Origin of the sequence: Sulfurovum sp. TSL6 (assembly GCF_019972115.1) — a bacterium.
Classification (GTDB): domain Bacteria; phylum Campylobacterota; class Campylobacteria; order Campylobacterales; family Sulfurovaceae; genus Sulfurovum.
In genome coordinates this window covers 418,268-431,947 of record NZ_BPFJ01000001.1, presented here as the reverse complement: position 1 = coordinate 431,947, position 13,680 = coordinate 418,268, and the positions used below count along the sequence as shown (strand labels likewise).

The following is a 13,680-nucleotide window of genomic DNA, read 5'->3' as shown; positions in this document are numbered from 1 at the left end:
GTATAGCATACTATAGAATAGTTATGTGAAATAATTGTGAAACTTAAAATGAGCGTAATAAATTCATCTACTAGGAGATATTACGTTTATTTATCCTTATAGAGGTCTTCAGGTAACTCAGAAGGATTGGTTTTGAAAAACCCTAAGAATTTTTGCCATAAAGAGATTTGAACGTTTTCATCTTTAGGTATATCATTCTCTTTTTGAGCTTGTTTTAAAGATACCAGGTCTCTGTCCAGTTTATCATTTGCCTGTTTTAGATACACAGGTTTAAAATCACTGCGCATCTAATACCTTTTCTATCTCATGCATCGCATCTTCATTCTTCAGTCTAAATTTGATCTCTATACGTCTTGAAGCTTCTTTATCTTCTACACCATCTACAATGATCGCATCCTGATAGGCTCTTCCCGAAGCGATCATAAGCGGTTGAATATTGTGCTTTTTCGTGAAATTCAACGTAAGCAGATACTCCATCACTGCCAATGCACGTTTTTGCGAAAGATTCAAGTTATAAATGTATGATCCCACACTGTCCGTATGTCCTTCAATGATGATCTTATCAAGATGTGGTTTGATACTCGGATTAGTGATCAGGGTACCAATATACTCTTCAAATGCTTTTTTAAGCTCTACTTTCGCTTCTGGCTTCAGAGTAGCTTCTCCACTTCCGAAAAGTATGTTAGAAGCCAGTCTGAGTGAACCCGTCTTTTTATCTATATCGATATTCTCACCCAATGCCTCTTTCAGTGCAGCCACCACTTTAAGCTTGATTCCTGTAAGAGACTTGATCTTCGCTTTTTGTGCCTGAAGATTTGCCACCAGCTCATCATACTTTGTCTTCTTCTCATCAAGTGCATTCAGGAGCGTTAAAAGTTTTTCATCTTTTATTTTTACCGTATTCTTCGTCTCATTCAACTCGTTAGAAAGAATCAACACTTTCCCTTCATACTCTTTTAAACTTTTAGTCGTTTTGTCTAATGCATTTTTGTTTTTATCCAGTAATTCTTGGGCAATGACAATTTTATTGCTAAGTAGATCCTGTTTTGCATTTGCTTCGAGTAACAGTTTATTCAACTTGTCTATTTCAGATATATGAAGCTTGAACATTCTTTCATTTTTAGCCAACTGTAGCTGGTCTTTTGCAATACGCGCATTTTGAAGTTGCAGTTGTTTTTCAGCTTCAGACAATTTGATCGCATCTTCGGCAATACGTGCATTTCGAAGGGTCAATAGTCTCTCTTTTTCAGATAAAAGCGCTTGAGTTTTTGCCAAAGAATACTCTTTAACATCAAGTGTTTCAGAGAGCTTTGAAAGCCTATCTTCTTTGTTGTGCAGGTCAGCTTTCAATATAACAGATTTTGATACGATCGCACCAATAAGTAAAATGAAAACAAAAAGTAATCCTGCCATCAGATCGGCATAGGATATCCAGAAATTGCTCTCTGCGTTCGTTTTGTCGTTTCTAAACATCTTTTTACTTTTCTTGCTGTTTTAGTGTAGCCATATTTTCAAGTATCTCTTCATTTTGCTCAGAGATGATACGTGCAAATTCTGCAAGCTTTTCAACAGCCTGTCCAAGTTCTTCATCAATCTTCTCAAATGTATAATCCACGGAACCATCAAAGCGTTCCATAGATTTTTGAAGGTTTTGAGCATTTTTATTGAACCCTTCGATATTGTTTTCCATAGTTTTAACTGCATGAACACTTGCTTGCCTGTGATGAATGTTCTCAAGTGTATCGCGCAATTCTGAAGAGGCTTCCTGCATATGTACCGTCAGCTTTGTAAAACTGTTTGTCGTATCATGGACTATCGTTGTGAAATTTTTAAGATACTGATCATTGAGTTCTTTAATAAAGTCCATATTGAATGTCTCTTTAAGTGTCTGAACGATCTGTTGGTCTTTAAGCTCACTCTGCATGTGCTCATGTTTGATCAGTTCAGATCTTTTCCAAACACGCTGACCATACAGTTTTTCCAGATCAAAGATCTGTTTGTCTACTTTTGCAATACCTCTTTTTTCAAAGTATGTCCAGATAAGAGAGAGCATAATACCGTAGATAGATGCATAAAATGCCGTACCTATACCCGAAAGCAGTATAGAAATTTCACGATCAAGAGCATCAAGGTCTTTCACTGTAAAATCAGGCATAGACAAGGCAATAGCAATAAACGTACCCAAAATACCCAGCATAGGGAAGACAGAAGGTGCTACACGTGCAAAATTGTCATTACGAATATCCTGATAGTACTCAGTAATAAAGTCTTGAACATGTAAGGTAGATTTGGTCTTACCCATGATCGTCAATGCATTTTCTCGTAATGCTACCTGTAGCATCTCTTCCATATTGGCAAAAGATCCTTTCATATGACACACTGCGTAATTTGCATTATGTCTTACAAAAGTTACAAATACCACAAATATAAATGCTACTATCCCCAATGTATGCGTCTCAACATTGACAGGGAATATACCCAAATAAGCAAGTACCAATCCTAGCAGAAAAAGAAAAGGTATCAATAATATAGCCAATGAATGCTGAATGCATGAGGTAGAATTTTTTCGGTCGAACTGTTGCATGAAATATCCTGATAGAATGAATTAAATGATTATATCCTAAATCGTTAAACAAGAATATAATAGCCTTGGGTCTTAACTTATTTTTTCTCTAGTCTGGCTGGTATGATCTGCCTTAGAAGACTGCGGCTCTATTTAGTTTAGACTGTTTTCTCCACGAGACATAGCAGTTTCACTCTCTCTTTCAGCTTCCATTTTTTCGTTAACTACTTTTCTTCAAGGCTTGTCATTACCCCTGTTACTATTAAAATAAGATAGAAGCAGTTAATGAATAGGCATATAGGCATATCCGTTATTTTGTGCTTCAATAAGATAAACACTCTTCGTAAGCTCTGCATGTACATACTTGTAAAGTATATCTTTATCTATCTTTCTTGCTTTCATTCCTACTGAACACATATTGAACGTTACGCCAAAAGCATCATTGAGGTCTTGTAAACGATGTCTAAATTTTTCCTGAGCTTCAATAGCATCTTGATCTTCCTTATAAGGAGATGCTTTCAAATCATTGATAAAATATTTATAAGCATTCCCCGAGATAACTACCATGACTTTTAATTCTTTTTGCTCTTTTTTATAATATTTAGCCACTGCATCTAGACTGTTTATAAGATGCTTTTCTATTTTTTTACTGTCTCCAGTTGTCAGATCATAAACTACTTTTGCGGTGTCTGCATAGGCGAAACCTAAACTTAGCAGTAATGTGATGCATATTCTTGTAACTATTCTCATAAGACACCCCTTTATACTATTATATTTTGTGACCTCTTGCCTCTTAGATATCTAACAGATCACTCCGCCGCCGATCAACTTATCCTCTTCATAAAATGCTGCTATCTGACCTTTAGCCAGTCCAAATACCGGCTCATCCAGTGTAACTTTGGCTCTGCCATCATTGATGCTAACATGACAAGGTACTGCAGAGGTACGATAACGAACTTTCACCATACAATCAAACTCTGTCAGATCCTTAAAAAGGTTGATCTGTTTGACTTCAAACTCATGCTCTTCGAGTTTTTCTTTGGTACCTACAACGATCTGATTTGTATCAGGTTTAATGTCAAGTACAAAATGTGGATCATGTGCGCCATCAACAAAGAAACCTCTACGTTTACCTATCGTGTAATGCATGTATCCTTTGTGTGTACCAACGACGTTTCCTTCAGTATCTATAGTTTCACCAGGCATATCGATATCCATATGTCTTGCCAATACTTCATCATAGGTATTTTCCACAAAACAGATCTCAGAACTTTCCCTTTGTGTTGCAAAATCTTTTAGCACTTCTATATTGGCTGCATACGCTTTTACATCTGGTTTCACCCATGTACCCAGAGGGAAAATTAATCTAGGAAGGACTTCTTTCTTTACTTCACAAAGAAAATAACTTTGATCTTTATTTGGATCGTCAGCAGCATAGATAAATTCGCCATCACACTTAATGTAGTGCCCGGTAGCTACATGATCTGCACCGATGCTATCTGCAAATTCAACCATTTTTCCAAACTTGATCGTACGGTTACACATGACACAGGGATTTGGTGTAAGTCCCTCTTTATAACTGTCCACAAAATAATTGTAAACCTGCTTATCAAACTCTTCACTGAGATCAAGGAAGTGTACCTTAACACCCAGGTAGTCACCTACTCTTTGTGCTTTCGCAAAATTCTCTTCATGATAACCTGGTTTCTGATGGAGTTTCATATAAACACCTTCAACTTCATATCCCTCTTTTTGTAAGAGTATAGAGGTCACTGTAGAATCTACTCCTCCACTCATACCCACTAGTACTTTCTTTTTCATATCAATTCACTTTCTTTATTTGTATTGCTATCTCTTCATCTACATTGACCAAAGAGCCCTCTGCTATCATTTTACCCTCTGATACAAGCGTTACTTTTTCTAAGTCTAAATGTGTGATATCTATCTTAGACCCTATTTCCAACGCTTTACTTTGCACTGTACCAAAAGAGATCTTTAGGATTTTATATTTTTTACTATCAGACTGTTCTATCGTATCTTCAGCTAAATGAACAATTTCTGCTCTATGCGCATTTTTCATCGTTCTGAGTCGCATAGTAGCATAAATAGTATTACCATTCATTAATGACAATTCTAAACTATCAATCTCTGTAAGAAGTAGATCATTTTCATTTAATTTTTTAAGTTTATTATTTCTCACCTTTACAAGTGGCAGTGTTAACTCATACGTCGGATAGGATATATGCTTTTGCATTATCCTCGCTAAATGATGAGCCTGTGTTTCATGCTCCATCTAAGTCCCCGATAAACTGCTCTAAAAGATACTCTTTTGAAGCAATCATAAGATCATCCGGTACCTCTTGACCTGTCGAGAAATAACTCATAGGTAACTTGTATAATAACATAAAGTTTAGCAAGGTCCCAAAATGCTTCGTCTCATCAAATTTACTGATCATGACAGAGTCAATATTCAGGAATGAGAAGTTATTATATATATCATCCATATCTTCATATTTTACCGTTGCAGAGAAAACAAGGTTGACCTCTAACTTTCTAGGTATGTCAGTTTGAACAAATTCAACCGTTTTAATAAATTTTTGCGTATCGTAAGGAGACATACCGGCTGTATCTACGAGTATAACATCATAGTCAGCCAAATCTTCCAAACCTTTGGAAAAACCTTCTACACTGTCCACAGTAATATGTTCAAGTTGCATGATATCAGCATAGTGTGCAAGTTGTTCAAAAGCACCTACTTTATAACTATCAAGGTTTAGAAGGGCTACTTTGTAAGGTTTATCCATCAAATAGGCATAACGTGCAGCCAGTTTGGCAATAGTGGTCGTTTTCCCTACACCTGTTGGACCTACGAGCATCATTATTTTAGGTTCATCCAATGTTTCTTTTTGTACTTCCAGGCTCTCATCTATCTCTTCTAGCAAATAAGAAACCAACAGGGTTGCATCATCAAGTATGTTATTTCCCATTAATGACATTAAGGCATTATCCAGCCAAGATTTTGCAATGCCTTTTTTCATGAAAAGTTTCTTTACCTTTTGCACTACACTCTCATCTTCTGAATCTAACATCTCCTCTTGCATTAAAGATAATTGTTTTTTCAGTTCACCCAATTCTTCTAACAGTTCATCTTCTTCTTTATCAGAATCATTATGCTCCGTAGAAATTTCACCAAAAGATCTTTCCATAAAAAGATCTTTTGGTACTGCAATGCATACTTCAGAACGTAATTTTCCATCTTCATATTTGATCTGTTTTGCTGAAATGAGTTCAACACTCTCTCCGTATTTCTCTACGGCTTGTTCGTATGCACTTTTTGGATCAGAAGCTACAAATGTTTCATTAACCATTATTGTTATACCTTTCCATCATTGATAATGGGATCAATACTGACGCTCGTTCTTTCCAACCCGGATGTGGGAGTGTCAAATCTTTTGTTTCCATTTTCACATTTTCATAAAATATAATATCGATATCTAATGTTCTGGGACCGTCTTTAAAAAGTCGTTTACGCCCAAAAACCTTTTCTACACGCAACAGATAACGTAATAACGCCTTGGGACTTAAAAAAGTCTCAATGACCATTAAAGAGTTATAAAAATCTCCCTGCTCTGTATACCCGAAAGGAGGATTTTTTACTATAGGTGCAGTCTCTATGACACGTAGTAATGAAGATCTTTTAAAATAGTAAAAAAGATGTTCAAATCGACGTACAACATCACCGATATTGCCACCTATACCTAGTAAAGCTCTATAACCGCTTTGACTTGATAAGATACAAGGAAAATCTTTTGTTCTAATTAAAGTGTTTTTTACGTCTATTTTTTTTCTTATCATAGCATAACCTACAGGACAACAGCTTTACCGTCTACCATCGCTACCATATCTTCGATACGAATACCAAACTCATCAGGAATGTATATACCCGGTTCTATAGTATACACCATACCATCCTCGATCACCGTATCCGATTTTGTAGAAATATAAGGCATTTCATGAATGTCCAGTCCTACCCCATGTCCTGTTGAGTGTACATAGTACTCACCAAAACCTGCTTTCGTGACAATGTCACGGGTAAGAGCATCCACCTTTTTCGCTTTCATTCCGGAACGTGCTTTGGCAATGGCATTGTCATGTGCTTTGAGAACCGTATCATAGGCTTTTTGTATTTTTTTACGTTTAAAACTTTGTTTTGTATCAAACCTAAAACCTTTATTCGCCTGAACAGTACGTGTGCGGTCTGAGCAATAACGTTTGTATTTCAATCCTGCATCCACCAGAAGCAGATCATTTTTAGTGAGTTTTGTAGATGTTGGCATAGCATGAGGTTTCGCAGCATTTGCATTCACAGCCACTATGGGATCAAAACTCAGGTCATACTTGCCAAAATCACTCAAAGCTCCTTTTGCTCTGTATGTTAAGGTATATTCATTTTCGCCCAAACCATTTTTAGAAAACTCTTTGGCTAATGCTTTAAATGCTTTTGCACCAAGTTTTGCTGCCTTTGCAAGTATTTTCAGTTCTTCATCACTTTTAATGATACGCTTTTTATGTGAAAAATCCAACTGTGGGTCAAACTTTACTTTACATTGGGAACTCACACGCTCAAAACCATCTACACTCCACTCTTTAGGATCAAAGACCACTTTTTTAACCCTAGCCTTTTTGAGTAAATGAACAGCTTCACCATAAAGATCACGATTGATAACTACTGTTGCACCTTTTACATTTTGGGTTGCATCGATGGTGTAACGACTGTCTGTGATAAAAAATGCTTCACTTCCCAAAGAAAGATAGAGGGCATTATCACAACTGTAGCCACATTCATAGTAGATAGCATTTTCATCTTTGAGCATGTAGTTCATAGGTGACCTTTTGATTTAGTTTAAAATTGGGGTATAGCCCTCCTCTCGGAGGAGAGGAGAAGTATAGAATTATTTTTGTTGTGCTGCTTGTGTTTTAGCCTGGTGTTCTCTCATAGCTGCCACTTCTGAAAGCATTTGTGTCATACCAACCATTGCCAAGTGGTAACCAAACGGTCCCATACCTGAAATTTGACCGGCACATACAGGTGCTGTCAGTGATTTATGTCTAAATTCTTCTCTTTGGTAAATGTTTGAAAGGTGTACTTCAAGCGTAGGTATCTGTACCGCAGCAATAGCATCACGGATAGCGATAGACGTATGCGTATATGCTGCCGGATTGATAATAATACCATCAGCATCACCGATACACTCTTGAATACGATCTACGATCTCACCCTCTAAGTTACTTTGAAAAAATTCGATCTCTGTTTTATTTTGGTCAGCAAATGCTTTCATTTGTGAATGGATATCTTCTAATTTCATCGGACCATAGACATTTTGTTCTCTGATTCCTAGCATATTGAGGTTCGGACCTTGGATCACTACTATTTTCATTTTCTACCTTGTTTATATAATTTAGGTATTATTTTATCTAAATATATTAAATGTGAGGCAAAATGAAGATAATAAATGCGGACTTTCTCTATACACCCAATGGCTATGTACAAAATCAAGCAGTTGCATTTACGGAAATCATTAAAGATATTGGTACCCTTGAAGCACTTGTAGAACGTTATCCAGATGCAAAGGTCATCCAGACTGAGCCACATTCAATACTCTACCCTGGCTTCATAAACACCCATGTACATTTGGAGTTTTCAGCGAATAAAACATCTTTAGTCTATGGCTCTTTTAAACCTTGGCTTGACTCTGTCATAGATCATCGTGATGAACTTATAGGTGCCTGTACCAATGAAATGATGCTAGATTCATGTACAAAGATGATGCGATCAGGTATCACAACATTTGGGGCTGTTTCAAGTTTTGGTAATGAACTTGAAGTCTGTGAAAAAACCCCTCAACGTGTTGTCTTCTTTAATGAACTCATAGGTTCAAATGCTATGTACGCAGATATGCTGTATGGTGACTTTCAAGAACGTGTCAGAGCTTCTCAATCATGCGATAAAAGTTCTCGTATCATCCCCGCTATAGCGATACATTCGCCCTATTCAGTACATCCTATACTCTTGCAAAAAGCAGTGAATGTAGCTAAAAAACATAAGATGCCCCTTAGTGCGCATTTTTTAGAATCACAGGCAGAAAGAGAATGGCTCGAATCCAGTACTGGTGCACTCAAAGCATTTTTCCTAAAATACTTTAACACATCCACGACGGTCACAAATATCAAAGAGTTCATGCATGCCTTTGATACCTATCCGACACATTTCATACACTGTGTACAGGCAACGGAAGATGAGTTAAATTATTTGGCCCAAAAAGGACACACTATCGCCCATTGTCCTCGTTCCAACCGATACTTGGGGTGCGGAAGGCTTGCTATTGAAGACCTATCCCTCCCTTTTACTGTCGCTACAGACGGATTAAGTTCCAACGATTCACTGAATATCTTCGATGAACTTAAAGCTGCGATCATGCTACACAACGACATTCATATCCAAGAACTTTCCGAAAAATTACTACGTGCAGTCACTGGAGATGCCGCTGATATATTAGGTCTAAACTGTGGTAAAATAGAAGTAGACAGACTTGCGGACTTTGCAATTGTTACACTGCCTGAAGCACCTCAAAGAACAGATGAGTTAGCACTGTGGAGTATCTTGCATACGAAAGAAGTTTCAGAAGTTTATATAGAAGGAGAAAAATATGTTTAGTGCTATAGGAAAAGCGATCAAATGGATAGGTCAACACTTTTTGGGAATGCTTTTTTTGCTCATTGCTTTTGTTGTTCTTATGCCCACGTCAACAACAGAATTAAAGCCTGCCAATCTACAAGAGATACAACTCGCAGGTCCCATCATGGATGCTGATGCCATACTCAAAGAGATAGAAGAGATACAAAAAGACCCGAAGATCAAAGGTGTACTGCTCAACATTAATTCACCCGGGGGTGCGGTTCCTCCTTCTATTGAGATCGCCTATGCTATCAAAGCGTTAAAAGAGCATAAACCCGTGGTTGCTTATGCTTCCGGGATGATGGCAAGCGGCAGCTATTACGCATCTATCTATGCCAATACTATTATTGCCAATCCAGGCTCTATCGTGGGCTCTATCGGGGTGATAATGGAGAGTGCAAACATAGAAGAACTGATGGATACTATCGGTGTTAAAACACAGATAGTCAAACAAGGTACCTACAAAGAAGCTGGCACGCCAACAAGAGAATGGACAGCAGAAGAACGTGCTGAACTCGAAAGACTGACCAAAGATACCTATGAACTTTTTATCAGTGATGTAGCGAATGCGCGGGGCTTAGATATAAAGCATTCAAAAGAGTATGCAGATGCCCATATATTTTCAGCCAAAAGAGCTAAAGATGCAGGACTTATAGACCGTGTCGGAGTAAAAAGCCAAGCCAAGGCAGAAGTGGAAAAACTTGCGAAGGTCACAGATCCAAGATGGAAAGAAAAAGATAAACTAGAGAGCTTCATGGAACAGTTTTCCACTAAAGGTATGATGCAGTTACAAAACTATTTTTATGGGTTGAAAGCTTCATTCTAACTACTGTACATCAAAGAAAACTTTTTTCTTACCAAAGTCCAAACTGACCCTGCCTGAAGAGCGTCTCTTCGGGAATGTCACTTTTAAGGTATTTTGATCCAGAAATGAGGCATTGATACCTCCCCTGGACCGGTAACTATGTAAGATATCTTTCCCTGAACCCGGTACCATGTAGAGTAAAACTGTTGAACCTGCCTGTACTGTCAGTTTTGTCTTATTGCCACTCACTCTATATATTTTTTCTTCAGGTTTGGCTGTTTTGAATGTCCACTGCTTTTTCATTTTAGCCCCATCGGCAACCGCTTCAAATACTGCCGTATATTTTGTGTCAAACTCTAGTCTTTTCAGTGGCATGAGTACAAATTCCAATTCGGTTAAAAGATGGTTATGATCACTGTTGTATTGCAGGATCTTAGTTTCTTTTATCTCTTTTCCATTTTCATCATATAAACGAAAAGATCTCAACGTTACATGTTTATAATTTGCAGGATTGAACTGTACAGAAAGTGGAAAACCGCTGACTTTATAACCAGGAAGAGGATCTGGAGACTCATTATAAAAAGCAGGCCAGATATCTCTTTGTTCAGCGTATGGATACACGATAATATCTCTGTTTTTACGTCGTACTTTATCTTTTGTTACTTCAAAAAGTGACTGAGGTATCATCTTGGTACTTTGCTTACAAATATCACTCATATAATAGATACCATGTGTCAAAGTAAAGGATCTATTACAAAGTCCTGCAATACCTGATGAACCCATATTATAGACATATGCATGTTTTACTTTTCTTTTTTTCTTGCTAGATGAAACCCCAAAACCTATCTCATCTATATCAAAATCCAAAAATACAAAACGATGGTAAATCGCGGAAAAAAGGTTGTCTATGGATTTTTTATGCCCTGCTGTATTAATAGAGACATTTTCCATCACAAAAGTGGAAGGATAATCTGCTTTTATCACACGCTCAGAAGGTGTACTACCTGTATATGCATATTTTCCTCTTTTTTCGTAATGTCCGTTTTGTTGGTTATGTATGAGATAGTTTGCATGTGAAGTAGCTGCATGTTGTAAAGTTTTATTGGTTTTAAGTTTGATAAGGCCACTCTTTTCTCTAATAGTATTGAGATAGATAAGCCCTTTGTGTTCACTGCTGGCTTCGAGAGAAACCAACAGCAACAGTATGAATAGGGAAAAACGCAGAAACGTATGGCGCACGATACCTACTTATAATGCATTTGCTGCTTGTAAAAAGTCTTCTGCAATGGCCATAGGATCTTCCAAACCGATGGAAACACGGATCAACCCTTCATCCACACCTAAAAATTTACGGGCTTCCTCATTGAAATCACTATAAATGGTACTTGTCATATGAAGTGCGAGTGTTCTATTGTCCCCTATGTTTGCTGTTTGTATCACAAGATTCAGTTTGTTGAGGAAAATAAAAGCCCGCTCTTTTGTGCCACAGTTTATACTGAGTAATGGACCGCAACCTTGGGCAAAGTCTGACTTGTATCGATCATGATCAGGACTTGATGGAAGTGATGGATGGTTTACACTTACCCCCTCAGGCAGTTTCTCGTCAAGTAATGCTGCGACAGTTTCAACACTTTTATTGATCCTCTCTACCCTAAGTGAGAGTGTTTCCAGTCCTACCATTGTCATAAATGAACCAAAGGCATTGGCAGTCATACCAAAATCACGAATGGCACGTTTTTTACAGATAGGTATAAATGCTTTTTTTCCCATCTTTTTCACTATTTTGTGTACATCTGCATATTTTGGGTTCAGTAATTTATCACCCTCTTCTTTTACCGCTCTAAAAACAGCTATTCCACCCAGTGCAGCTGAGTGACCAGACATATTTTTAGTTGAAGAGTGTACAGAGATGTCGGCACCCATCTCCAGTGGTCTCACCAAAAGCGGTGTTGCAGTATTGTCTATCATGACCAATGTTTCATACTTATTACAAAGGTCGATAATACGCTGTATATCTGGAAGTGTAAGGCTGGGATTACCTACTGACTCAAAAAGTACCATTTTAATACCACGTTTAAGTGTTGCTTCAATGTGTTCAAAATCATCTACAGTACAAAAAGTGTTTGTGATACCAAAACGTGCCAAAGTTTCATTCACAAGTGAATAGGTCCCTCCAAAGAAGCCACCGATACAAAGCAACTCATCCCCTGCAGATAAAAAAGCGCTACATACCATAGAGATAGCACCCATACCTGAAGAAGTAGCAATGGCACCAAATCCACCCTCCATCTTCGCTACGATAGCTTCCAATTTAGCATTTGTCGGGTTCCCTACTCTTGCATAGAGAGGCTTGTTGACCTGTGCAGAAAAGATACCTTCTGCTTCTTCGGCATTTTCATAGCCATAAGCAGCAGACGGGGTGATCGTAGGTGCAATAGGGCCTACCTTTGAACCTACACTTTGGACAAGTAAGGTATTGAAGTAATCAAAATCAGTGGTATTGTTCATCTTAGTTCCTATATTGAATAATTAAGTATTTGGTTGGCTTTAAGTTGATAGTTCTTCAGTTCAGACAAGGGGATCTCGAACACGGCTGAGACTTTTTGTTTAATATCATCCCAAAAGAATTTAAGTGCTTGATTATCTGTTTGATAGTTATCAGCAAATATATCTGACTCTAAGATAAGCACCACATCTTTGAGTGTGATATCATTAAGTTTTTTTGCAAGTTTGTATCCGCCATGTGCACCTTTGATGCTTGTAAGCAGACCCTGCTTTTTAAGTTCTAAAAGTATTTGTTCCAAAAAGTTTTGCGGGATGGATGCATTTGCTGCTATTTCTTTTATCTTAAGGACTTTATTGTCTGGAATTGAACCCAACTCCTGAAGTGCAGCGACAGCATAAATTGTTTTACTGGATATTCCTATCATTTCCTAAAAGACCTTTACCGATTTGTATCACGTAGTATAGCTTACATCCTATACAAAAATCGAATAATGTCTCAAGTAATGCACAAATTAATAAAATAATCGCTACCACAGTAGCAAATAGTGTAAAACCGGCAAAATAAAAGACGACAATAAACAATGAAGTGACCAGTCCAAGATACAGCGCAAACCTTTTTGGTGATTCATCACAAAGTTTAGGTGCAACACCCCACCCTCTAAGTACAAACTTACCCATCATCTCAAATGGACTGAAATTTGATAATCGCAATGCTCTCATGAAAAAATCAAAGAGTATGATGAGTGCAAAGGCACTCTCTTGTGTGATCAAAAGTATAAGCGTAAAAAGTGTTACCTGGAAAGAGATAATTCTTACCATGTTAGAGTCAACTCTTCTTGTAGATATCGGACAACTTGGAGACATATTCTTTCCTTTCACTGAAGTAATATTTTTGAGCAAAGCCCTTTAGCACTATGATTTGCACCTCTAAAGACCCTAGAGTAATTTACAACATTGACTTTTTCTCAGTTTGTTTATTAACAATAAACAATATAGGGGAGACTAAAATAACCAAAAAAAATGTGCAATGCCTTGTCTAATGTAAACATCTAGGGTTTTTACAAGTGCATT

The 13,680-nt window shown here is 37.5% G+C and carries 16 protein-coding genes; 2 read left to right on the top strand and 14 right to left on the bottom strand.

The window, feature by feature from the left end; translation table 11 throughout:
- Positions 1–86: 86 nt before the first annotated feature.
- From LDM93_RS02075 to aroQ, 10 genes are all read right to left on the bottom strand, one after another.
- Positions 87–287 carry a hypothetical protein gene (locus LDM93_RS02075; protein WP_223890329.1) on the bottom strand — a complete coding sequence of 67 codons (201 nt, stop codon included), beginning with the start codon at positions 285–287 and terminating at the stop codon, positions 87–89.
- The gene (locus LDM93_RS02070; protein ID WP_223890328.1) at positions 277–1,473 is read right to left on the bottom strand and encodes an OmpA family protein; all 1,197 of its coding nucleotides are present in this window, start codon (positions 1,471–1,473) and stop codon (positions 277–279) included. The genes LDM93_RS02075 and LDM93_RS02070 overlap by 11 nt, the downstream gene beginning before the upstream one ends.
- A gap of 4 nt (positions 1,474–1,477) precedes the next feature.
- Positions 1,478–2,584, bottom strand: coding sequence for a MotA/TolQ/ExbB proton channel family protein (locus LDM93_RS02065; RefSeq protein WP_223890327.1), 1,107 nt, complete (start codon positions 2,582–2,584; stop codon positions 1,478–1,480).
- A 261-nt stretch (positions 2,585–2,845) separates the two neighbouring features.
- A complete protein-coding gene (locus tag LDM93_RS02060; protein ID WP_223890326.1) occupies positions 2,846–3,313 on the bottom strand; it encodes a DsrE family protein in 468 nt (155 codons plus the stop codon).
- A gap of 51 nt (positions 3,314–3,364) precedes the next feature.
- Positions 3,365–4,384, bottom strand: coding sequence for a tRNA 2-thiouridine(34) synthase MnmA (mnmA, locus tag LDM93_RS02055; RefSeq protein WP_223890325.1), 1,020 nt, complete (start codon positions 4,382–4,384; stop codon positions 3,365–3,367).
- A 1-nt stretch (position 4,385) separates the two neighbouring features.
- Positions 4,386–4,856, bottom strand: a complete 471-nt coding sequence (locus LDM93_RS02050; protein WP_223890324.1) for a hypothetical protein — start codon at positions 4,854–4,856, stop codon at positions 4,386–4,388.
- Positions 4,846–5,931 (bottom strand): flagellar biosynthesis protein FlhF, encoded by a 1,086-nt coding sequence (locus LDM93_RS02045; protein ID WP_223890323.1) that lies wholly within the window; start codon positions 5,929–5,931, stop codon positions 4,846–4,848. Before LDM93_RS02045 ends, LDM93_RS02050 begins: the two co-directional genes overlap by 11 nt.
- The gene (folK, locus tag LDM93_RS02040) at positions 5,924–6,418 is read right to left on the bottom strand and encodes a 2-amino-4-hydroxy-6-hydroxymethyldihydropteridine diphosphokinase (RefSeq protein WP_223890321.1); all 495 of its coding nucleotides are present in this window, start codon (positions 6,416–6,418) and stop codon (positions 5,924–5,926) included. The genes LDM93_RS02045 and folK overlap by 8 nt, the downstream gene beginning before the upstream one ends.
- Positions 6,419–6,426: 8 nt before the next feature.
- Complete coding sequence (locus LDM93_RS02035) at positions 6,427–7,446, bottom strand: M24 family metallopeptidase (RefSeq protein WP_223890319.1); 1,020 nt, start codon at positions 7,444–7,446, stop codon at positions 6,427–6,429.
- A 69-nt stretch (positions 7,447–7,515) separates the two neighbouring features.
- Positions 7,516–8,001, bottom strand: a complete 486-nt coding sequence (aroQ, locus tag LDM93_RS02030; RefSeq protein WP_223890317.1) for a type II 3-dehydroquinate dehydratase — start codon at positions 7,999–8,001, stop codon at positions 7,516–7,518.
- A gap of 62 nt (positions 8,002–8,063) precedes the next feature.
- Between aroQ and LDM93_RS02025 the strand changes: the two genes are divergently transcribed.
- Positions 8,064–9,278, top strand: coding sequence for a metal-dependent hydrolase (locus tag LDM93_RS02025; RefSeq protein WP_223890315.1), 1,215 nt, complete (start codon positions 8,064–8,066; stop codon positions 9,276–9,278).
- On the top strand, positions 9,271–10,125 hold the full coding sequence (sppA, locus tag LDM93_RS02020) for a signal peptide peptidase SppA (RefSeq protein ID WP_223890313.1): 855 nt from the start codon (positions 9,271–9,273) through the stop codon (positions 10,123–10,125). The genes LDM93_RS02025 and sppA overlap by 8 nt, the downstream gene beginning before the upstream one ends.
- On the opposite strand, the gene LDM93_RS02015 is transcribed toward sppA, so the two are convergent.
- From LDM93_RS02015 to LDM93_RS02000, 4 genes are read right to left on the bottom strand one after another with little or no spacing between them, the layout of a single operon-like run.
- A complete protein-coding gene (locus tag LDM93_RS02015; protein ID WP_223890312.1) occupies positions 10,126–11,343 on the bottom strand; it encodes a CAP domain-containing protein in 1,218 nt (405 codons plus the stop codon). It lies immediately after the preceding gene.
- A 9-nt stretch (positions 11,344–11,352) separates the two neighbouring features.
- On the bottom strand, positions 11,353–12,612 hold the full coding sequence (locus LDM93_RS02010; RefSeq protein ID WP_223890310.1) for a PLP-dependent aspartate aminotransferase family protein: 1,260 nt from the start codon (positions 12,610–12,612) through the stop codon (positions 11,353–11,355).
- A gap of 8 nt (positions 12,613–12,620) precedes the next feature.
- A complete protein-coding gene (locus tag LDM93_RS02005; protein ID WP_223890309.1) occupies positions 12,621–13,034 on the bottom strand; it encodes an Rrf2 family transcriptional regulator in 414 nt (137 codons plus the stop codon).
- Positions 13,015–13,473 carry a DUF4395 domain-containing protein gene (locus LDM93_RS02000; protein ID WP_223890307.1) on the bottom strand — a complete coding sequence of 153 codons (459 nt, stop codon included), beginning with the start codon at positions 13,471–13,473 and terminating at the stop codon, positions 13,015–13,017. The genes LDM93_RS02005 and LDM93_RS02000 overlap by 20 nt, the downstream gene beginning before the upstream one ends.
- Between the last annotated feature and the right edge of the window lie 207 nt (positions 13,474–13,680).

Excerpts from the sequence above, each read along its gene's own strand:
- LDM93_RS02075 (WP_223890329.1), bottom strand. The coding sequence starts at position 287 with ATGCGCAGTGATTTTAAACCTGTGTATCTAAAACAGGCAAATGATAAA.
- LDM93_RS02070 (WP_223890328.1), bottom strand. The coding sequence starts at position 1,473 with ATGTTTAGAAACGACAAAACGAACGCAGAGAGCAATTTCTGGATATCC.
- LDM93_RS02065 (WP_223890327.1), bottom strand. The coding sequence starts at position 2,584 with ATGCAACAGTTCGACCGAAAAAATTCTACCTCATGCATTCAGCATTCA.
- LDM93_RS02060 (WP_223890326.1), bottom strand. The coding sequence starts at position 3,313 with ATGAGAATAGTTACAAGAATATGCATCACATTACTGCTAAGTTTAGGT.
- mnmA (WP_223890325.1), bottom strand. The coding sequence starts at position 4,384 with ATGAAAAAGAAAGTACTAGTGGGTATGAGTGGAGGAGTAGATTCTACA.
- LDM93_RS02050 (WP_223890324.1), bottom strand. The coding sequence starts at position 4,856 with ATGGAGCATGAAACACAGGCTCATCATTTAGCGAGGATAATGCAAAAG.
- LDM93_RS02045 (WP_223890323.1), bottom strand. The coding sequence starts at position 5,931 with ATGGTTAATGAAACATTTGTAGCTTCTGATCCAAAAAGTGCATACGAA.
- folK (WP_223890321.1), bottom strand. The coding sequence starts at position 6,418 with ATGATAAGAAAAAAAATAGACGTAAAAAACACTTTAATTAGAACAAAA.
- LDM93_RS02035 (WP_223890319.1), bottom strand. The coding sequence starts at position 7,446 with ATGAACTACATGCTCAAAGATGAAAATGCTATCTACTATGAATGTGGC.
- aroQ (WP_223890317.1), bottom strand. The coding sequence starts at position 8,001 with ATGAAAATAGTAGTGATCCAAGGTCCGAACCTCAATATGCTAGGAATC.
- LDM93_RS02025 (WP_223890315.1), top strand. The coding sequence starts at position 8,064 with ATGAAGATAATAAATGCGGACTTTCTCTATACACCCAATGGCTATGTA.
- sppA (WP_223890313.1), top strand. The coding sequence starts at position 9,271 with ATGTTTAGTGCTATAGGAAAAGCGATCAAATGGATAGGTCAACACTTT.
- LDM93_RS02010 (WP_223890310.1), bottom strand. The coding sequence starts at position 12,612 with ATGAACAATACCACTGATTTTGATTACTTCAATACCTTACTTGTCCAA.
- LDM93_RS02005 (WP_223890309.1), bottom strand. The coding sequence starts at position 13,034 with ATGATAGGAATATCCAGTAAAACAATTTATGCTGTCGCTGCACTTCAG.
- LDM93_RS02000 (WP_223890307.1), bottom strand. The coding sequence starts at position 13,473 with ATGTCTCCAAGTTGTCCGATATCTACAAGAAGAGTTGACTCTAACATG.